The organism is Pseudonocardia sp. DSM 110487 (genome assembly GCF_019468565.1).
GTDB lineage: Bacteria > Actinomycetota > Actinomycetes > Mycobacteriales > Pseudonocardiaceae > Pseudonocardia.
In genome coordinates this window covers 2,472,399-2,492,964 of sequence record NZ_CP080521.1, presented here as the reverse complement: position 1 = coordinate 2,492,964, position 20,566 = coordinate 2,472,399, and the positions used below count along the sequence as shown (strand labels likewise).

The following is a 20,566-nucleotide window of genomic DNA, read 5'->3' as shown; positions in this document are numbered from 1 at the left end:
GGCCCAACGGCCCGCATCGGAGCGACTCGGTGTGAATCGAGCATGTCGGCGAGCGCGACACGGCAGCGGCGAAATGCTCGAGGCGGGGCGACCGGTGTCGCAGATCAGCGCTACAACGAACCCGCGTGCGTGAACCGCTCCGAAGCGGTAAGGCGAGAGAGAGTGGACGTCAACAACACCATGGCGCTCAGCCCTTCCAAATGGGGCGGTGTTCGCGCTGGACTCACGTCGACGGGAGTGGCAATTGCAATGCGCCGTCCTTGGCGTTGAGGGTCTGTACAAACAGATTCGTGAGCTTGCGAACGTCGTTCGGTGTGTTCTGCAGGCCGTTCCAGCGCCGCTCGTCTCCCGGCGACAGGCACCATGTCCCTTCGGTCCAGGCCACGACCGGATCCAATACAGCGAGGCTCTCATCGATCTCATCAGCCGAAACTTCCGATGCCTCGCGCTCCGAAGTCAGCATGTCCATGATGTAGCCAAGGGACTGGACGCCGACACCGTGCGTCAACCGGGACTTGCGCGGCGGCAACTCCCAGGCTGCCGGCCAGCGCTCGCGGACTCGGTTCCAGAAGCGCGTGAGGTGGAGCAGCATCTGGCCTTCGTCGCCCTCGCCGGTGCGAGGATCCCTGTACCGGTACAGGGATCCTTCGTAGAGGCTGTTCTCGATCATCTTCAGGACGCTGTTGTCCTTGATGTAGCCCCCTGGCGTCGTCGGGGTCGCGATGGCCGCCCGGAATGGGCTGTCCGGGTGGGTATTGAGCCTGGTCAGCAGGGACGCCGGCAGCCGGCGGCGTGCATACTGGGCCGGCAGGTGCCCCGTGGTCTCCGGCAACAGCTCGTGGATCAGGCCCTTCGGCAGGGGCTTCGTGTTGTTGACGAGGATGAACTGGGAGCGCTGCTCCTCCTCGCCTGAGGCGATGAACCCGACAGCAGCGACAGGGAACTCGGCGACGTCGGCGTCGCGAATTGCCGCGGTCCGCTGCTGACCGTCCACGAGCCAGGCGGGCTTCTCTGAATCTTCCTGGGTTTCGTCGACCGGAATGATCAGCTCGCCGGGTTGAGAGTAGCTAACCGGCTCACGCTCGGACATCAGTGGAACCGCCTCGAACCGCACGTGATCGGTGAAGGCGAGCACAATCGCGTTCGGTAGCATCGCGCCCTCGGACTCGAGGTAGCGGCGGATCGCGCGGATGTGCGATACGACCTCTGGACGTTGATAGCCGTGCAAGTCGTCGGCGCCGTCACGTCGGGCCCGGGAGACGGTAGCAAAGTCGGCCAGCTTCTTGCCGTCGATTCCGAACACGTAAATGCTGTGCCGGCCTTGCGTGAGGCGAAGCGCCGGCACACGCAGGACATACTGGTCAGCCACGGGCGCTCCCCTGGGTCGTCGCTTTCCGGTTCACCGCGAACGCGGGAAGTGCATGCATCTTCGCGGCGAGGACCGACAAGTTGTGAAATCCTCGGCGCTTGTTCCGTTCTGTGCCGCGGAAAATGATCATCTCCACCCCGTGCTGGGCGCACAGCCCGCATTGGCAATAGCGCCATGGCGTGTCTTCCAACGTCCGGCGGTACGCGTCGATCCGGGACTTCTTGACACCGATGATCGCCTCGTAGTCGGCGAGCACAGTAATGACCTCATCGACAGTCGCTTGTCCTTCGTCCAGGCAGCGAAGCCGGTTGAGGCATTCGCGCTCAGTAAGCAAGGCGTCACGCTGAGAGACATGGCCGGCTAAGATGGCACGCTTCAATGTCACGTTGCCTTCGACCTGTGGCACCCGCACCGCGACGTAGGTCCCGACTTCGGTGTGGTAGTTGTCGCGATCGTCCATGAACGACTGCCGAAAGGCGCTCGTACTGTCGAAGCTGGTCACGCCATATTTCGCGAAGAGCTCCATCGAGGCGACCCGTGTGATGCCGAGTAGATGAAGCTCCACCCCCGGGCGGCGGACGCCTTCGATGTGCTCCAGACAGGCGAGGATGTCTGGCGTCTTCAGCGGCACCATCCCGCCGAGCGCGATACGTTGGTAGCCCAACTCCTGCAGTGTGCGAACGGAGTCGGCATAGCTCTGCGGTGACCACCCCTGTGCCGAAGCCACCGGTTCGAACGTGCACCTTCGGCTGTCGACGGCCTCGAGGAAGTCATTCGCCAAGCGCAGCGTGATGTTCTGCCGATCCTTCCAGGCCGGGTCGACGGTTTCGTCCGTCGCGGAGGCGTCGTAGCCGAGGATGACGTGGTCGACGCTGATACCGGCGTCAAAGCCGCACCCTTCGTAGAAGTCAATGACTTCGTTGACGGTGTAGGGCGGTTCGTGCTCGCTGACATAGTTGAACGCGCCGCAGTCACCGATGGTGGCGATGCTGTCGGGCAGCCGGAAGAAGCTCCGCACACCGCGCCGGTACAGGCGTTGCCGCTGGGACTGGGTGTACTTGCCGGCTCCGTTGACCGAACCATCAACTATCGCTTTGGATACCAGGATCCCGTCGTAAGGAATCTGGGTGAGAACCTCGTGGGCGTAGAGGTCATCGCGCTGTCGCACCCGTAGCGGACTGTACTCGTCATGGAGGAAGTCATAGGTCGGCGAGATGAGATCCTGGCTGTCCGGAAAATAGAATCTCATCGTCGCGCGTCCGTGTATGCCCGCATCAGGTAGTTCGCCAGTTCACCGATGTCCTTCGTTGTGTTCTGCAGCGCATTCCAGGGTCGCCCGAGTTCTTCCCATATGCCGTCGGTCCATCGGCATATGGGCGCAATGTGGGCCAGTTCGCGTTCGACCGCGGCAACGGGGTCTTTGCCACGCAGGTTCACATGCACCATCACGTGGTCAAGCAGCCGGGACATCGCGCGGATACCGACGCCGTGCATCAGCCGCGACTCCGTCGGCGGGCGACACCACGCGTCGGGGAAGGTATTGCGGACGCCTGTCCAGTACGTGATCAGCAGCAGGCGGATGCCCGCGGTGTCCGTCGTCCCAGCGGTGATGTTCCGGTACAGGTACAGCGCGCCCGACGACGACCTGAGTGACTCTCGAAGCCCTTCCACCAAGCTGTTGTCAGTCACCACGCGCTGGCGGGACTCCTCCGGTTCGGTCGAGGCTCGCTTGATCAAGTTGTGGAAGGGCGACGCCGGATCCTGATTGAGCATGTCGACCAACTCGGAGGGCAACTTGCGGGCCGACAGGCGCGGGGACGGTGCCGCAACCACCTCGGGGAGCAGTTCAGTGACCAGGTTAGTCGGCAGTGGATGGACGCTGTTTACACGCATGAACTGGTCGCGCTGCAATTCAAGATCGGATGAGGCGAAACCCGCCACAGGAACGGGGAAACGTCGATTGGCAGCGCGAGCAAGCGCGAGGCTGCGCTGCTGGCCGTCCACGATCCATGCCGGCCGCGGCTCGTCCGGCCCGGCCGCAGTCGGGATCTCCAGGATGCCGGCGGTCGTCCCGAGCGCGTCGGAGGTAGTGGGTCCGCGGCTGGACTTGAACTTCACCTCAGCGGGCAAGGCCATGATCAATCCGTTGGGGAAGAGGACATTGGCGGAGTCCAGGTAGTCCTGGATCTGACGGACGTGCTGCCTCTTCTCCTTCCGTTGGTAGCCGATGAGTTTGCCCGCCTCGTCCCGGGAGATCCGCGCGATGTCGGCCACCTGCTCGATCTCCTCCGCCGCCAGGGTGAACAGGTAGAGCGGCACGTTCTCGTGTTGCATGACTCGCAGTGCCCGGCGCTCCAGGGGCTTGCGCTGTTGATGGCCCGTCACGACTCGCTCACGACCCTCCGGTACAGCACGGCGAACCTGCTCTGCTCACAGGCCTTGCCGCTGTCACGCAGTTTCCGCAGTGCCCGGGTTCTCGACATGCCGGGGTCGCCCGCCCGCGCCTCACGGATGAATTGCAGCACCTCGAGGTCGTCGAGCGGCTGCCGGGCCCAGGACTCGTCACGCCGAGCGTCGTCCGCCCAGGTCCGCCACTCCCCCATCCGCGCCGAACACGTCAGAGACGGACGCGTGAGCCCGGCGAGCCAACGATGCGCCATCCGCGTTGTCAGACCAGTAGAAGTACCGCCCAAGGCCGCGCGCAGTCCACGATCGGCTGGCAGACGCGTAATTCCCGGGATGTCGCCGGCTCCACCGACCAGCAGCACATCGTCACTACGGCGGCCGAGCGCCTCGAGGTCCGCCGACATCGCCGCGGCGTAGGCGTGCGAAAGCACGAGGAGCAGCGGGCCACGCAACTCCCTGTCCGGATCCAGTGCACCAGGTGCCGCATGCAGTGTGTGCCACCATCCGCGCAGGTCAGCGGCAGTTTCGCCCACACTGTCCTGCTGCCTCAACGCGAACGTCGCGGCATAGGCCGGCGCAAGCGAGTTCGCGTCCCGAAGGCCAAGCCCGGCCGATGCCACCAGCAGTCGGGGCGTGAACCCTGCCTGTTGCGCCGAAGCCATGACGTCCGGCACAAGGCTCCAACTCTCGCCGCGGTAGAGCCCGGCGAGTAGCCGGGCACCGCCGGCACCGCCAAGCCGCGAGCGCCACATCGCCGACCGCACGTCTAGACCCGCCTTGGGCAAGTCACGGACCCGCAGCCCGACCTGCGGAGTCTCTGACTTCCGATCGGAGCAGGTGACGACGACGGTCAGTTTCGTCAAACTGCTCCCCCTCATCCGCCGGAAACTGCAGCGCGCCCTGACGCAGTCGGATCGTAGTTTCGGTCTAGGGTGAACGCTAGCTCACCCCACCGACACAGGGAGACCGCATGTCGAAGCCAGCGATCATACTGTTGTCCGGCGGCCTGGACTCCACCACCGTGCTGGCCATCGCCCAGGCCCAGGGCTTCAAGCCCTACGCCCTGTCGTTCCGCTACGGGCAGCGCCACAGCATCGAGCTCGACGCCGCCCGGCGCGTCGCTACGTCATACGACGTCGCCCGCCACGTTGTCGCCGATATCGATCTCCGCGCCTTCGGCGGGTCGGCGCTCACCGCCGACATCGAGGTGCCGAAGCACTCCTCCGCTGGGGACCTGTCCGACGACGGCATCCCCGTCACATACGTGCCGGCCCGCAACACGATCTTTCTGTCGTTCGCGTTGGCGTACGCCGAGACCGTCGAGGCCTCTGACATCTTCATCGGGGTCAATGCCCTCGACTACTCCGGCTACCCCGACTGCCGCCCCGAGTACATCGCCGCCTATGAGAACCTCGCCAACCTGGCCACCCGGGCCGGTGTCGAAGGTGCCCGCACCACGATCCACACACCACTGATCAGCATGTCGAAGGCCGACATCATCAAGGCCGGGTTCGATCTGGGCGTGGACTACTCCATGACCTGGTCCTGCTACGACCCTGCCGCGGAGTCGACCGCGTGCGGCGAGGTGCCGGTCGCCTGCGGCGAGTGTGACTCCTGCCTACTCCGTCTCAAGGGTTTCAGCGAAGCCGGCGCAAACGACCCCCTGCCCTACCGCACCCGGTGACCATGTACCGAGTCAAGGAGATCTTCTACACGCTGCAAGGCGAAGGCACCCACGCCGGACGCCCGGCCGTGTTCTGCCGGTTTAGCCTCTGCAATCTATGGACGGGCCGCGAGGAGGATCGCCACCGCGCCATCTGCACCTTCTGCGACACGGATTTCGTCGGCACCGACGGACCTGGCGGCGGGCGGTTCGCGGACGCCGGTGAACTGGCCGAGGCCGTCGCCGCCACCTGGCCGGGCACCGGGCAGGAGCACCGCATGGTTGTGCTCACGGGCGGGGAACCGCTTCTGCAAGTCGACGCCGCGCTCGTCGCTGAGTTGCAACGGCGCGGCTTCTACGTCGCCGTCGAGACGAACGGAACCCGCGTCGCCCCGCCGGGGATTGATTGGCTCTGTGTGAGCCCCAAGATCGGCGCCGACCTCGTTCTCACCGCAGGCGACGAACTTAAGCTCGTCTACCCCCAGGCCGGCGGCGACCCAGCGCAGTTCGAGCATCTCGACTTCCAGTCGATGCGCCTCCAACCCATGGACGGCCCCAACGTGCAGGACAACACCACCTCCGCGGTCGAGTACTGCCTCAAACACCCCCGCTGGATGTTGAGCCTTCAGACCCACAAGTACCTCGGGATTCCGTGAGTGACGTGCACGAGATATTCAAAGAGTTCACGTTCGAAGCCGCCCACCGCCTGCCCAACCTGCCGGCGGGCCACAAGTGCTCACGGCTACACGGCCACTCGTACCGCGTGATCGTGTACGTCCAGGGGGTACTGGACCCGGAGCTGGGCTGGGTCCAGGACTTCGGTGATCTCAAGGCCGCATGGAAGCCACTGGACGCCCAACTCGACCACTACTATCTGAACGAGGTCCCGGGGCTCGAAAACCCCACGAGCGAAGTTCTCGCCGAATGGATTTGGGCTCGCCTGACACCGTCGCTGCCCGGGCTTTCAGCAGTCACTGTTCGCGAGACCTGCACCTCGGGCTGCACGTTCCGCGGACTGAAGAGTCTCATCGGCTGATCTTTTAGCCCAGCGGCCTGAGCCACAGCCGCCGCTCGACGTCGTCATGACCGCCGGCGAGGCCGTGCCCGACGAGGGTCTTCGCCGGTCGAACTGCGGCCCGCTGCCGGATCGGTGAGAGCACCTCTAGAGTGATCCCCGCGGCCCGACGGGCACCGAACGTGAGTTTGTAGCTGCCCCCACCCGCACGTCGATGACGTGTGCGCAGGTGGGGGATCTCGGGTGGCTCTGGTCCGTGACAGTGCCAAGGCGTTATTGGCCAAGGCCGAGGCGAAGGAGCTGCACACACTGCTCGAGCAGCAGGCCCGGATCCGCTTCGATGCCGCCACCGGCCGCAGCGAGGTTCGGTCGTGGGAGATGAGCCTCCCAGCGTTCCTGACCGATCTGCAGGAAGCCGGGCTCGGGCATGTCGAGGTGCTGCTGGAGCACAAGCTGCCGTACTCACCGAAGCGGGTCGACGCGCTGCTCTGCGGCGTGCATCCGAAGACGCAGAAGCCGTCGTATGTCCTTGTCGAGCTGAAGCAATGGACGAATGCCGAGTCGATTGGCGACGACCTCGTCTACGTTCCCCACTACGGCCAGCCTGTACTCCACCCAACCGAGCAGGTGCGCCGCTACTGCCAGCAGCTCGTGGACTTCACGCCCGCCCTCGCGAAAGGCTCCAACGACGTATACGGGATCGCCTACCTGCACAACGCCAGCGCGGAGGGCTGGCGAATGCGCCGGTACCAGCTGGACGAGTACGGCCGGCTCTACACCCGGGACGAGCGCCAGGAGCTGCTCGACGAGCTGGTCCGGCTGCTCAGCACGGACGCGGGGACCCCGATCGGACGCGCGGCGAGTGGCCGACGACCTGCTCCGCGCACGCACCGAGCCGTCCAAGCAGCTTCTCGACCACGTGGCCAACGAGGTCAAGCATCGGGAGCAGCTCGTTCTCCTGGACGAGCAACAGGTCGCGTTCAAGATCGTCGAGCAGGCTGTCGAGCTCGCGGAGGACGAGAACACCAAGACCGTGGTGATCATCCTCGGCGGTCCGGGCTCTGGGAAGAGCGTCGTGGCGCTGAGCCTCCTCGGCAACCTCTCCCGGTCGGGCCGCAGGGTGCTCCACGCGACCGGCTCCAACTCATTCACGAACACCCTGCGCAAGATCGTTGTCGGGTCGCGCAGCGCCCGTGCCCAGGAGGTGTTCAAGTACTTCAACAGCTTCATCGGAGAGCGGAAGAACGCGCTCGATGTCCTTATCTGCGACGAGGCGCACCGCATTCGCGAGACCAGCGTCAACCGGTTCACGAGGGCGGACAAGCGCGCAGCGGCGAAACGCCAAGTCGAGGAGCTGATCGATGTCGCCCGAGTGCCGGTCTTCCTCCTCGACGAGCACCAGGTCGTACGACCGGGCGAGATGGGGACCGAGGCGGAGATCCGCTCTGCCGCGGAGGCTGCCCGGTGCCAGGTGCGGGTCGTTCATGGTCAGTTCCGCTGTGGCGGTTCCGAGCACTACGACCAGTGGGTGCTGCGACTGCTCGGCCTCTCCTCCCTGCCACCGGTTCAGTGGTCGACGCTGATCGCGGACACCGACGAGACGTATCGCGTCGCAGCGCTGCCATCACCGGAAGCCCTCGAGTCCTGGCTCACTATGCAGAATCCGGGCGGAGGCGACACTGCGCGCATCGCGGCGGGTTATTGCTGGCCGTGGAGCGATCCCGTCCGGACGGTCACTGGCAAGGCTCTCGTCGACGACGTTGCCATCGGCAACTGGCGTCGACCGTGGAATGCCAAGCCCGAAAAGCCGGTGCCGGACGTCCCAGCATCGCACTTCTGGGCCAGTGACCCGCGCGGCTTCGGGCAGGTCGGCTGCATCTACACGGCCCAGGGTTTCGAGTACGACTGGTCGGGCGTGATCTTCGGCGACGACTTCGTCCGCCGTGGCGACGGGTGGCTCGCTCGCCGCGACCGATCGCATGACGGCCAGGTCAGGCGGGCGTCGCAGGAGGAGTTCCCCGCGCTGGTGCGCAACACCTACAAGGTGCTGCTCACCCGCGGGATGAAGGCCACGGCGGTGCACTCCACCGATCCGGAGACGCAGCGGTTTCTCGAGCGCATGTGCAGCTGACGTAGCGTGTTCGCGTGTCCGACGTCGATGGCCTGGCTGAGCGCTTGCGCACCTTCGCCGACTCGCGCGACTGGCAGCGATTCCACACGCCGAAGAACCTGCTCATGGCACTCTCTGGCGAGGTCGGCGAACTGGTGTCGGAGCTGCAATGGCACTCCGACGTCCAAGCTGATCCCGCCGCCTGGGACGACGGGTTGCGCGAGCGCGTCTTGGATGAGGTCGCCGATATGATGATCTACCTCGTCCGCTTCGCGGACGTATGCGCGATTGACCTACTTGCGGCAGCGCATGCCAAGATCGTGCGAAACGAACAGAGGTTCCCGCCGACGGCGTCCGGACCTGGCTGACCCGGTGCCACATTCGTCGGGCGAGCAGCGAGGATCGACGCGAGGTGTTCCTGGACGCCGTCGAACTCGCCAAGGGCCAGGGCGGCGGTCAGGTCCAGGCGCGCCGCGTTTGAACGACCAGGACCCGCGTGACTTCAAGTTGTCAGGGATGGCTAGAAATCTCGTGTGGTTGGACGTCACCGTTACCTGCCGGTTCCCCAACAATGGGTATTGACTGGCCGGGGTTACGCCGGGTCGTAATACCTGTCGAGGTACAGGCGGTTGCTCCGGTAGCGCCCCAGCCCGATGGTGTCGAACTCGTCATTTGGTGAGCTGGCCCGCACCCAGGGCGCCGCGAGCGCCGTGTTGGTCGATGCGGGTGGTCGGCCAGCCGGGTCTCGCCGCGGAAGGCGACCGCCCACTGGTGGCCACTACCGCCGGAATAATCAGTTTGGATGCTCGCGAACAGAGGCTCGACAACGCTGGTCACCTCTCGCACGAGGTCCAGCACCACGACATCGAAGGGGAAGATCGCCGGTAGGTAGTCGGAGTCACTCCGTGACCAGGGTGGACACGCTTCACCTCGGCGCCCAGGCGGCTGGGCGCCGAGAGGCCGTTGCTATCAAACGGCGCTGCCAGCGGCCCTTCTGAGCAGATCGGCCACGATCGGCGTCACCGAGTAGTGAACGCGGTCTCGCGTCGGGTATCTGTATCGCCATAGCTGGGTGCGGCCAGCCTCCCGACATAGCCGCCCAGGGTTCCCGAGTGTTGAGTGGACACTCTGGTTGCCGTAGGGCAACTTAAGTATCCTTGCAATCTCGGCGCCTATGTGCTCAGTACCGGGGCGTTCCATGAGGATCACGAGGATCGATCGGGCGTTCTCGCTCAGCCTGTCCCACACGCTCCTCGCTAGCTCACCATCGACCGCGGTCCACTCGGGCAGATCGCTACTGAGGCTGGAGGTGCGGGCCATCAGATCCTCCGATCAGGGCAATGAGGCAGCCGGTTCAAAATCAATCCCTCGCCATGAACACCTTGCGCGCCGTCGCCTGCTCCGGCGTCGAGACGTAGGCCTGCCCGACCGCGAGCTGCTCCAGCGCCGCCGACATGTCCTGCCCGTCCCTCCCCCGTAGGAATCCAGCGACTGTCCGGCTCTGCGGGTAGTTGCACCGGAACGCGACCTTGGTCCCGGCGTTGCTAAGCACGTCCTTGTGGAAGTCGTCCACCCCCTGGCTCGCGACGACAACAGCGACGCCGTACTTGCGCCCCTCCTTCATGATCTTCGGAAGGGTCACATCGCGGGCCAACCGGTGCGCCTCGTCCAGCACGACAGCGAGGCGCAGCTGCCCGGTCTGTCCCCACCGGAACATCTCCCGATAGACCTTCCTCAACACGAACGCGCCAACGGCGAGCTGGACCTGCTCCATCAGCCCGTGCACGTCGAGCACGACACCTCGGCGCAGCAGGTCGGCGAAGGCCTGGCCCAGGTCGTCGGTGAAGAGGCCGAAGTCGCTCAGCGGGCGCAGGCGGGCGACGACGTTGCGGCTGCGGCCCGTGCTCTCGGCTTCGGCGACGGCCGCGGCGAGCTCGTCCATCGTCGGCTGGCCGGTGGGGCCGGCGAGGCGGCCATAGCCGTGCTTCTCGTACACCGCGCGCACGCCCTCGTAGACCAGGTTGCGCTGGATCTCCCCAAGCCCACAGACGTAGCCGATGACCTCCGACAGCTCCCAGGCCGCCTCTCGGTAGCGGCGGGGGTTGTCGAGCTCGAACGCGGAGATCGGCAGGCCCTGGGAGGCGTCGAGGACGGCTGCGCCGCCGGCGGGGGCGGCGGCCATGTCGCCGTGGAAGTCCAGGACAAGTGCGGGCAGGCCCTGCTCGGCGAAGGAGTTGAGGATCCGTCGGGTCGTCACCGACTTGCCCTGGCCGGGGATGCCGAGCACGAACAGGTGCGGGCTGCCGGCGGTGCTGATCCGCCAGCGGACGTCGGCGGCGTGGGCGTCCTGCCCCAGCAGCACGTCGACAGCTTCCGGCAGCCCGGTGTCGAGACCGGGCGGCGCCACGGTCGTATCGCCCGTAGGTCCCGCGGTCCCAGTGCTCGGTGAGGCCACTGGACCAGGCGGCCTTTCCGAACCAGCGGCCGGCACTCGCGGGTGCGGCGACGGCCGGACCGGGGCCAGCGGTGCGACCGGTGGCTCCGCACCTGGGTCGCTGGGCTGCCTCCCAGCAGCCGATGCGGCAGGGCGAGGCGGCACCACCGGCAGCGGCGAAGTCTCCGAGGCACCGGACGACGGCGACGGCTGCGGTGGACCAGCGGTCTCGCGGGCACCGCGGCCGGCCTCTTGCCCCACGGCACTTGCGGAAGAAGGGAGCGCAGGTGCTGGCGAAGGCGCCGAGGCAGCAGCGACCGATGGGGTTCGAACGTGCTCGACCGGGCGCGGCCGGGGCGACGGAGCCACCCGCACCCCCTCCCTGCGACTCGGCGTGAACCCGGCCGCCCCCAGGTCGGCGGCGGACAGAACGTGGATCGGGACACCCCGGTGCTCGCTCGGCAACCCGGCGCGGTCTCCCAGGTTCACGACGTACCCGCGGCGGGCGATCTCCGGCACCAGCGCGCCGTCCTCGATGCGCTCGACGAGCCGCTCGACATCGGTCCGCCTCCGGTCGTCGAGCAGGCCCATGGCGAGGGCGCGGTCGGCGTGGTGGCGCAGGATGCCACCGAGCCGGGCGCGCTGCAGCTCCGCGTCGATCCGCGGCGGATCGGTGCGGAAGAAGGTTGTGTGGAGCATGTCGACGGTGGCGTCGAGCTGGTCGACCATGTCGTCCACGAGCGCCATCGGCAGGGCGGTGGCGCGGCGGGTCTTGACCTCGACGCAGTCGATCCGCACGGTCCGCGCCGTTGTCCGGACGAGCAGGACGTCGCAGCGCCGGACGCCGGCGTCGCCGGCCCGGTTGTCGCCGAAGACCTCCTGGTGGGCGTCCACCGGCACGACGATCGCGCCGTCGAGCTCGCCGCGCCGGCGCAGGTGCGCCATCAGCACGGCCAGGCCCACGGCCTCCGTGGCCAGGCTGGACCGGGCGACGAGCCGCAGCGCGAGCCGGCCGGACACCACCTGCAGGTGGTCGAGGACCGACCGGACGGAGCTCTCCTCGGCCATTAAGTCGAGCCCGCCCATCGCGTCGGCGAGAAGCCGCTCGACCTCACCGCGGTGCGCTGTCGTCACGGTAAGCCGCGGGCCCAACCCGTCCAGGAAGTCCGGCGCGTAGTCCAGGATGTACTCCGGCCCGCTGGTGTAGAGGTCCAGGCCGAGGTTGCGGTCGAGCGTGAGCACCCAGTCGGCGCGCTCGTGGGCGGCGCGCAGCGACGCCAATTCGCCCGCGCCGAGGCGCGCGACCAGCGCGGGCATGCCATCGCGCCGATCGATTGCCGCGGCGAGGGCGGTCTGGTACGCCCGGTGCGCCTCGACCACGTCGGCGGCGCCCTCCCGGTTCCGCGCGCGCAACGCCGGCGCCGTGCGCCACACCGGCGAGCCGGTCGCCCGCCTGGTCGGTGCCGGGGTCAGCAGGTTGCGGAACGAGGTGGCGGCGTCCACCGCGGCCCCGTCGTCCACCCGGAGCTCGGTGACCGCGAGGTCGGAGACGACGCCGAGGTGCGCGGCCCCGGTGTCGGACGCCAGCCGCTCGTGCGGTCGGACGCTGACGCCGAGCGGCGGGGTGAGGTGCGAACGCGCGCCGCGCACCTCCTGGGACGCCACGGCCCGCTGGAGATCGGTCAGGGCGGGCACCGGGTCGGTGAAGGACGGTCGGCGGCTGTAGGCGGTCAGATCGAGTCGGGCCGGCGCCATCGGCAGCCCGTCCTCATCATCGGACTCGCTGAGCACGGACTCGGCCAGCGCGCGGGCCAGCAGCTCCCCCGAACCGGCGTTGTACGCGAGCACCCGCAACGCGTCCTGGCCGGGGTTGGCGGCGCGGTACGCCGCCACCCGCTCGGCCACAGCGGACGGCGGGAGATCGGCCGGTACATCGCGGCGGTCCAAGCCGAGCACCTCGAAGACGGCCTGCACCGCCGCGCCGGGCTCGGCCTCGTCAGCATGGAGGTACACGCCGGTGCCGAGCGTGGCCTCGCGAACGTAGACGAACGGCAGCCCGTCGACCCCGCGCACGGCGAACGGCAGGTTGGCGGGCGTGACCCGGCGAACGAGCCGCGCGTCCACCGACTGCCGGCGCCGGACGGTGGACCGGCCCACGTCGGCGAGCTCCCCGGCCCACCTCGTGAGGGTGGCGTCGAGCTCAGCTGCCCACGCCAGCCGCATCGGGTGGAGCGGCAGCACGAGCGTGGCCGCGATCGGCGGGTGCCCAACGGTGTCGACGGACAGCCGCACCGTATCGAGCGCGAGCAGGCCGCTGCGGATGTCCGGGTCGGTGGTCGAGTCCAGCGCCCGCCGGTAGGACTGGCAGTAGCCCACCACCTCCTGACGCAGCTCGTCGTCCCACGCGAGCGTCTCGACGACGTCGCGCGGCTTACGGGCGGCGAGGCGACCGAACAGGTGCCGGCGGCGCTCGGCGAACGTAGGCGGCAGGATCCCGTTCAGCGGCATGAAGGCCGCGGAGTCGAGCACCTCGCCGAGCCGGCCGTCCGCCTCCCACGCCATCACCCGCCCGCGCTCCGCGAGCGACCGCCGCTGCAGCTCGGTGAGCGCGGGACTCAGCGCCAGCTGGACGGTGCGCCGCCCGCCGAGGCGAAGCGAGAAGCTCCCGCCCGCCCAGCTCGGCGCCCCCTCCCGGTGGTCGTCCTGCCCTTCCAGGGCCGCGTCGAGGCGGGCCTGCGCCAGCGATCGGCTGGACGCGCGGCGAGTCGACGGGTCGACCGGGTCGTCCTCCCAGCGCACGGCGAACTGCTGGCTCTCGTCGACGGCCTCATCGCCCTGCCGCAGCAGGACGGGCTGGCCGTCTTCGTTGAGCGCCGTGAGGCGCACGACGAGCAGGGCGCCGTCGGCCAGGTCCTCCTCAGCGATGTCGAGTCGGACGGTGCCGCGGCGCTTGTCGCCCTTGACCATCTGCTTGGCGAGCGGCTCCGTGTCCGGCTCACGCAGGTCCTCCGGCGGCAGCGCCTCGAGCAGCCACCGGTCGACGGCGTCGGTCTTCGCCGGGTCGGTGCGCCACGTCAGGGTCACCGAGCCCGGCGACCCCTCCCCCGTCTCGACGTACGGCAGGTCGCCCGCGCTCTCCTGCTGCAGGCGCGTGCCTGGTCGCAGGGTGCCGTCATCCTTGAGGAACGGGTCGAGTCGGATGCTGTTGATATCGACGGTCACCGGCTCGACGAGCGGCCAGTGCTCGAAGCTCAGCGCACCGAACGGTTCCGGCAGGGACGCCACGAGCGGGGCGGCCCAGGAGGCCGCGTCCGACAGGTCGACGTCCGGGCGGGAGAGGTACCGCGTGATCCGGTCGCGAGCCTCGCCCTCCTGCAGCTCGGCGTTGGTCAGCCTGTCGGCCACCGAGGCCACCGCACGACTCGGCCGAGAGATCGCCCGCACACAGGCGACATTGCGCGGGAGGCGGCCGACGAGCTCTGGTCCGCCCAGGTCCGGGACGAGCCCGACGATCCAGAGGGCCGCACCGGCAGTCGTCCAGGTCGGGTCGTCGGCGACGGTGGCGAGGTAGCGGGCCCATGCCTCGACCGGCCGGCTCCGTCCGAGCTCGCCCGCGACGCGGCGCACGCCGTCGGCCACCTCGCTGTCGGCCAGTGCCCCGAGCAGTTCCTCGCCCGCGTCGCCGAGGAGGGTGGTGATGTCGACGCGGGCGAAGCTGTTGTCCAGCGAGCTGGCGGCCGAGCCACTCCCGACGGGCACCATCAGGACGAGCCGGCGCCGCTTGCGGTTGCGCAGCTCGATCGCCCGCTCGGCGGGGATCGTCACGGCACCGTCGACCTGATCGGCGTGGTCGGCCAGCACGTGCACGTCGGTCGAGCCGGGCGGCAGCAGCTCGTAGAGCGCGGTGGCGAGCCGGCCCGCGTCACCGCGGCGGACGCTGTCGACCCGCAGACAGTGCCCGACGCCTTGGTCCTCCAGGCGCTGGGCCAGCAGCCGGGCGAGCACCGTGACGACCTGCTCCGGCAGCCGCGGCTGGTTCGTCACAGGCGGCAGCAGGGTGGGCGCGGCCATCAGAAGTCTCCGAGGGGGTGGCGGACGACCTGCACGGAGAAGTCGTCGGAGAGGCTGTCGAAACAGCCGAGCAGCTGAAGGCGCAGCGTGAACGCGTCGAGATTCGCGGTCGCCGCGGCCCGGGCCTCGGCGCCGTCCAGGAACGCGGGTGGACGGTCGACCAGGATGCCGAAGCGGTGCCGCAGCACGTCGAGCACCTCGCGCAGTGGCATCGTCGTGCGGGTGGTGACGCCGTCGGGCTCGACGAACACGCCAAGCAGCAGGGCAGTGAGCTGCTCGTCGGTGGGGGCGTAGCGCCAAGAACGTCGGCTGCGCGCGGAGCCGCGGAGAATGCCGTAGGGCTTCTCCAGGCCGCCCACCGACCAGAACCAGTTGACCGCGTTCTTCACGGCCCTCGCCTGGTTGACCTGCTCGAGGATGTCGAGCAGCTTGTCGAGCTCACTGTCCGCGCCGGCCTGCACGCGCTGCAGGAACTCGAGCTCCGGCTCGGTCGCCTCCCCGGATGCCGCGGCCTCGGCGACGATGTCGTCGATCCGTCCCATCGCGTAGGTCTCGACGCGCGGGTGGCCCCGCAGCGACGCCAGGTGCACGAGCTGGTCGGCGCGGCTCAGGCCGGCCCGCCGCTCGGCCTCGCCGGGAATGCGCGGCAGCGCCTGCTCGATCACGACGAACGCCATGCGGTCCCGGAACGCGAGCCGCACTCGGTCGAGGTCGCGCTCCACGCAGCGCCGCGACATGCGATCGGACTCGGAGCCGAGGTCACCGGTGAAGTCGCAGTACAGCTCGACCGGCGACGCCGGCGCGGGTCCCGGCACCATGTCGGCGGGCCGCTCGCCGGTGCGGAGCAGCTCCCGCGCCGCGGCGTCCGCGCGCAGGCTGAACGCGAACACGCCCAGCGCCAGCAGCGCGGCGAAGCTCGACATCAGCGACGGCACGGGCAACCGGTCGCCGTAGGCGCGCAGATGGGCCAGCAGCATCGCGCCGAGATCGGCGGCGACGCCGGGCAGCGAACTGTCGCCGGAGCTCGGGTCGAGCTCGCGCGCATCGGCCATCGCGAAACCCTCGACGAACCGGAACTCCAGCAAGGCCCCGATGTCGAGCCGCTCGGGGTCGGTCAGCCGCGGCTCCCACCGCGGCTCCGGCCCGATCGTGAGCCCTCGGCCGACGGTGCGCGTAACGAGCTCGCGCAACTGGGCGCGCGCCGACGCCGCCCCTGACACGTCGGCGCCCCGGCGCTCCAGCTCGGCAAGCAGGAGGCCGTAGACGACGTCGTCGATGCCGCGGTGACGGTCCCTTTTCGTGGGCAGACCGGCGCGGTAGGCCGCCAGCGTCAGCGGCGCGACGGCCAGCATCTGCTCGCCGGTCTTGCCGCGCCCGGACCGGCCCATGTCGACCACGCACGACCGCAGCCAGCCGTCCAACAGGGCGAGGTCGCGGTCGGTGCTGAAGCCGCGGACGAACCCGCCGTCCAGCATTGCGTTCCGGTAGCCGGCGAAGTCGTTGGCGTCCGTGCGCGAGCGGCTCGACCGGCCGCCTTTGACGCACATCTCGAACAGCTGCGGCAGCACGCGGTCGGTGTCGGTGTCCAGCAGGGAGAACACCGTGAGCGGTCGGTACTGGTAGGTCCGCAGCGGGGTGGGTAGCGAGATGCTCACGACTGCCTCCGCACGATCGTGCCTCCGGCGGCCACCTCGGCGACAACCGAGCTGCCGGAGCCGTCGACGATCCGGACTCTCCGCGCCGGCTCCAATCGCAGCCGGTTGCCGAAGCCCTCGATCTCCTGGCGCAGCGCGGCGGACGCTGAGTCGCCCAGCACCTCGCCGTCGGCGGACCGGAAGAGCAGCTCGGCGGTGTCCAGCGTGATCCGCAGCCGGGCTCCGGAGCGGTGCCGCAGCTCGAGCTGGTCGGGGAAGGACTCGACGAACGGGGCGGCCGCGGTTGCGGCCCGCAGCTCGAACTCGGACGCCGGCAGCTCTTTGATGACGACGATCGACCGGACGGCCGGGTCGTCGAACACCCGGTCCCGAAGGGCGAGCGTGCCCTCGTCCGGGTAGCCGACGAACGCGAGCACACGCGACACCCCAAGCAGCATCCGAGGCAGCGCGGCGCCCGGATCGCTCAACGCGTGGAGGTAGTCGTCCAGGTAGCGGTAGCTGCGCACCTCGGGCCGCGCGCCGGCCCCGTCCCAGGCGCCGAAGTACAGCGACCGCTTGAGCCCGGTCATCGCGGTGGTGTCGAGCGACGCGAGGTCGGGCACGAGGTCCCGCCGGCCGCGGGCGGCTCGGGCCGCGCCAGGCGCAGGCAGCACCGCGGGGTCGAGCTCGGCCCACTCACGCACCAGGTAGTCGCCGCTCCCGGCGTCGAAGGCGAGGTCGAACGCACGCCGGCCGGCAGCGGGGTCGAGCCCGTTCTCGACGTCGTCGTGCACGGCGTCGCACGAGGTGTCCCCCGTGACCAGCCAGGCGAACGCGGATCGGACGTCGCGGACGGTTGCCCGCCGCCGCCGGCGCAGGTGGCTGGTGAGTAGCAGCTCCGACACCGCGCGGCGGGCCCGGCCGGCACGCAGTTGCTCGGCGTTGGCCCGCATCGGGCAGACCTCCCGGGCCTCGCAACCCTTGCAGATCTCCCAGCGGTGCAACGCGGTGAGCGAGGAGAGGATGTTGGCGCCCAGCGCAGGCCCGTCGAGGTCAGGCAGGGCGAGCGCGCGGCGCTTGAGGTCGACGAGCACGATGCGCGCGTCCGATGCCGCCGATCCGCCGCCACGCAGCTGCCGGTCGAGCTCCGCGGTGATCTCCGGATAGCGCTCGCGGTGCTCGGCGCAGAACTGCGCGATCCGGCCGTCGTTGGCGGCGAGCAGCACGGTGCGCTGGGCCGGATCGTCACCGTCGCCGGGATCGAGGGCCTGGCGGATCAGAGCGTCCGAGGACAGTTCGCCGTGCGACTCCGAGGCGTCGTAGACCGCGGCGAAGGTCCGGCCGCGGAGGCGCTTGCGCCAGCCGGCGGCGTCCTCGTGGACGGAGGTTGCGCCGGCCTCGTCGAGGGCGGCGCCGACCCGCACCAGGAACGAGGTCTTCCCGTCGCCGGGGTTGCCCGACAGCACCACGACATCGAGCCGGCCGGCGACGATGGCCGGCAGGAGCTCGGCGTCGAGCCGGGTGGCCGCGTAGGTGTCGCGGGCGAACGCGTCGTCCAGGCCCCGGTTGCCCGCGTTCCCGATCGAGCTGTCCCGGTACAACCCGCGCAGCGCCTCGACCGTCGGGTTGACGACGCGGCGCCCGGGTGCGACGACCGTGTCGCTCGCCCGCTGCACGACCTGAGCGAAGGCCGCAGCGTCCCGCGGTCGCTCCCCCGGCTCGTAGGCCACTGCGGAGTAGAGGGCGTCGAGCAGGGCCCGCCCGTAGCGCTGGACGTGCTCGGCCGAGGGCGGGACGAGTGTGCGCCGCTCGTCCAGCCCGGCGCCCGCATACGGGAGCCGGCCGAGCATGGCCTGCAGGACCGACGCCGCCGCGCTGTAGATGTCCGCCGCGGGCGACCACTGCCGGCGCGCCCACACCTCGGGCGCGGTGTACGGCGGCGACCCGACGGCCGACTGCGCCGCGTCCGCCTTCGCCGCCAGCCCGAAGTCGATCAGCACCGCGCGGCCGTCGTCCCGGACGATGATGTTGTTCGGGCTGACGTCGCGGTGGTAGAGCGACTGGCCGTGGGCATCCGCAAGCCCGTTGAGGACGTCGACGGCGATCCGCCGCGCCTCCTCGCGCTCGAGCAGCCGGCTGCCCGCCACGAGATCGTGGAGCGTCTGGCCGCGGACGTACTCCTGCACCAGCACGCCGGGCTCCGGGTGCGGCAGCCGGTCGTCGACCCGGGCGCAGTGGTAGCTGCGAAGCAGCCGCGCGTTGTCGAACTCGGCCTTGACCTGCTCCGTGCTCACCCGCTCGGGACGCAGGAACTTCAGCGTGCGGTGCTCGTCCAGGTTCTCGTCGAAGGCAAGCCATGTCGTGGCCCACGCGCCTTCGCCGAGCTGGCGCACCAACCGGTACCGGCCCGCGACCACCGTGCCTTCGCTCGTCGGCCGGTCCTCCCGCGGCCCGGGGCCCGGTGTTGGCACGAGCGCGGTCGACGCCTGCGCGGCGGTCAGGCGCTCGCCCGCGTCGAGCGAGAGGCACCGCGCTAGCACGTCTCCGACCTGGGGATACGCCGCCGCCCGTTCGCGGGCGATGTCGTGGTCCGGCAGGTCGCTCGCGTCGCCGTGCAGCCATTGCACGAGGCAGAGCGCCAGGCTGTAGACGTCGTCGGTCGGCTGGTGGAACGCGAGCGGCACCCCGGGCGGCCGGAAGCCGGCCGAGGCGTGCTCCTCGTCGAGCGCGGGTGCGATGGTCGCCGCCGAGGGCAGGTGGGCGCGCCCGAAGTCGCGGAACCGCACGCGACCCCCGGGCGTCACCTCGATGCTGCGCAGCTGCAGAGCCCGGTGCGTGATCTCCAGATCGTGCACGTCGGCCAGCGCGGCGAAGGCGTCCCGCACCACAGGTACGCCCTGGCTCAGCGGCACCCGACCGCTCGAGTCATGTCGTGGCAGGGCGGCAGCGGCGAGGCGACCGAGGCTGGCCCGCTCCTCGACGATGACCGGGGTGACGCGGTAGCCGTCCCAGTCGAACCAGCTCTGGACACGCCACGTGCGGTCCCTCTGCGAGAGTGCGACGAGCGCGTCATGGTCTCGGGTGGCGCGCGCGTGGGCCTGCTCCGGATCGGCGACTCCCTCGATCGGCACGCACGTCAACAGCGCCTGCTCCCCTGCCGGCGTGCGGGCCGAGTAGACCCGGGCGTTCTCCTGCGGCGGGAGCTCGGCGAGCACCTCGTACTGCATGATCTGCACCGGCGGCATCTCGGCACTGCGCTGCGGTAGCCCGAGCAGGAACGTCATCAGCTGCTGGCGCAGCGGTGCCATCGAGGCGGGGAAGCCGGCGTCGAGAGCGGTCAGGACCGGCGCGACGTCGTCGAGGCGCAGCACCGAGTGCGTGCCCAGGTCGGCGTTGTCCTCGAGCACGAGGTGATCGTGCGACAGGACGACGTGGGCGAACACCGGCTTCACGCCCTTCGGCAGCTGGCCCAGCGCATTCGACCAGCCCGCGACCTTCATCTTGAGCCGGCCGGCGAGGACCCGCGCCGCATGCGCGACCTGGTTCGTCGGGCTGTGCCGCGGCGAGCCGTTGACGTACCAGGAGACCTCACCGGTGACGACGTGCTTGCCCCACGCCTTCTCCTCGCACACGAACACCGCGCGCTCGCCGACCACCACGAGGTCGAGGTCGACCGTGCCCATCCCGCTCGGCACGTTCCGCCCGGCGACGACGTCCCAACGCTCGGGCAGGCTCTCGGCCAGCCGGCGCGCCGCCTTCTCCTCCCCGGGACCGTGCCAGTCGCCGAGGACGTGCAGCCGCGCCACTATCCGGCCTCGGATTCGGCGCCGCGGACATGCAGGGCTGTGTGAGCGGCCGGCGGCA

General features: G+C 69.4%; 13 protein-coding genes. 5 read left to right on the top strand and 8 right to left on the bottom strand.

What is annotated here, in order from left to right; all coding sequences use genetic code 11:
- Positions 1-223: 223 nt before the first annotated feature.
- The 4 genes from dbpB (K1T35_RS11400) to K1T35_RS11385 are packed head-to-tail and all read right to left on the bottom strand — an operon-like array spanning position 224 to position 4,638.
- A complete protein-coding gene (gene dbpB / locus K1T35_RS11400) occupies positions 224-1,369 on the bottom strand; it encodes a DGQHR domain-containing protein DpdB (protein ID WP_220260131.1) in 1,146 nt (381 codons plus the stop codon).
- Complete coding sequence (gene dpdA / locus K1T35_RS11395) at positions 1,362-2,618, bottom strand: tRNA-guanine transglycosylase DpdA (RefSeq protein ID WP_220260130.1); 1,257 nt, start codon at positions 2,616-2,618, stop codon at positions 1,362-1,364. The genes dbpB (K1T35_RS11400) and dpdA overlap by 8 nt, the downstream gene beginning before the upstream one ends.
- The gene (gene dbpB, locus K1T35_RS11390; RefSeq protein WP_304940852.1) at positions 2,615-3,754 is read right to left on the bottom strand and encodes a DGQHR domain-containing protein DpdB; all 1,140 of its coding nucleotides are present in this window, start codon (positions 3,752-3,754) and stop codon (positions 2,615-2,617) included. The genes dpdA and dbpB (K1T35_RS11390) overlap by 4 nt, the downstream gene beginning before the upstream one ends.
- Positions 3,751-4,638, bottom strand: a complete 888-nt coding sequence (locus tag K1T35_RS11385; protein ID WP_220260128.1) for a hypothetical protein — start codon at positions 4,636-4,638, stop codon at positions 3,751-3,753. The genes dbpB (K1T35_RS11390) and K1T35_RS11385 overlap by 4 nt, the downstream gene beginning before the upstream one ends.
- A 107-nt stretch (positions 4,639-4,745) precedes the next feature.
- Here K1T35_RS11385 and queC point away from each other — a divergent pair, with 107 nt between their 5' ends.
- From queC to K1T35_RS11360, 5 genes are all read left to right on the top strand, one after another.
- The gene (gene queC, locus K1T35_RS11380; protein WP_220260127.1) at positions 4,746-5,459 is read left to right on the top strand and encodes a 7-cyano-7-deazaguanine synthase QueC; all 714 of its coding nucleotides are present in this window, start codon (positions 4,746-4,748) and stop codon (positions 5,457-5,459) included.
- Between the two features lie 2 nt (positions 5,460-5,461).
- Entirely contained in the window at positions 5,462-6,094 is a 633-nt protein-coding gene (gene queE, locus K1T35_RS11375; protein WP_220260126.1) for a 7-carboxy-7-deazaguanine synthase, read from the top strand.
- 5 nt (positions 6,095-6,099) lie between these two features.
- The gene (gene queD, locus K1T35_RS11370) at positions 6,100-6,474 is read left to right on the top strand and encodes a 6-carboxytetrahydropterin synthase QueD (protein ID WP_220262530.1); all 375 of its coding nucleotides are present in this window, start codon (positions 6,100-6,102) and stop codon (positions 6,472-6,474) included.
- 1,012 nt (positions 6,475-7,486) lie between these two features.
- Positions 7,487-8,584, top strand: a complete 1,098-nt coding sequence (locus K1T35_RS48785) for a DUF2075 domain-containing protein (RefSeq protein ID WP_255621776.1) — start codon at positions 7,487-7,489, stop codon at positions 8,582-8,584.
- A 14-nt stretch (positions 8,585-8,598) separates the two neighbouring features.
- Positions 8,599-8,931 (top strand): nucleotide pyrophosphohydrolase, encoded by a 333-nt coding sequence (locus K1T35_RS11360; protein WP_220260125.1) that lies wholly within the window; start codon positions 8,599-8,601, stop codon positions 8,929-8,931.
- A 601-nt stretch (positions 8,932-9,532) separates the two neighbouring features.
- On the opposite strand, the gene K1T35_RS11355 is transcribed toward K1T35_RS11360, so the two are convergent.
- The 4 genes from K1T35_RS11355 to K1T35_RS11340 are packed head-to-tail and all read right to left on the bottom strand — an operon-like array spanning position 9,533 to position 20,508.
- Complete coding sequence (locus K1T35_RS11355; protein WP_220260124.1) at positions 9,533-9,883, bottom strand: DUF6416 domain-containing protein; 351 nt, start codon at positions 9,881-9,883, stop codon at positions 9,533-9,535.
- Positions 9,884-9,923: 40 nt separating this feature from the next.
- Complete coding sequence (locus K1T35_RS11350) at positions 9,924-15,068, bottom strand: helicase HerA domain-containing protein (RefSeq protein ID WP_220260123.1); 5,145 nt, start codon at positions 15,066-15,068, stop codon at positions 9,924-9,926.
- On the bottom strand, positions 15,068-16,723 hold the full coding sequence (locus tag K1T35_RS11345) for a hypothetical protein (protein ID WP_220260122.1): 1,656 nt from the start codon (positions 16,721-16,723) through the stop codon (positions 15,068-15,070). Before K1T35_RS11345 ends, K1T35_RS11350 begins: the two co-directional genes overlap by 1 nt.
- Entirely contained in the window at positions 16,720-20,508 is a 3,789-nt protein-coding gene (locus K1T35_RS11340; RefSeq protein WP_220260121.1) for a protein kinase, read from the bottom strand. Before K1T35_RS11340 ends, K1T35_RS11345 begins: the two co-directional genes overlap by 4 nt.
- Between the last annotated feature and the right edge of the window lie 58 nt (positions 20,509-20,566).

Bases quoted from the DNA above. Each gene is read 5' to 3' on its own strand.
- queC (WP_220260127.1), top strand. From the start codon at position 4,746: ATGTCGAAGCCAGCGATCATACTGTTGTCCGGCGGCCTGGACTCCACC.
- K1T35_RS11355 (WP_220260124.1), bottom strand. From the start codon at position 9,883: ATGGCCCGCACCTCCAGCCTCAGTAGCGATCTGCCCGAGTGGACCGCG.
- queE (WP_220260126.1), top strand. From the start codon at position 5,462: ATGTACCGAGTCAAGGAGATCTTCTACACGCTGCAAGGCGAAGGCACC.
- K1T35_RS11350 (WP_220260123.1), bottom strand. From the start codon at position 15,068: ATGGCCGCGCCCACCCTGCTGCCGCCTGTGACGAACCAGCCGCGGCTG.
- dpdA (WP_220260130.1), bottom strand. From the start codon at position 2,618: ATGAGATTCTATTTTCCGGACAGCCAGGATCTCATCTCGCCGACCTAT.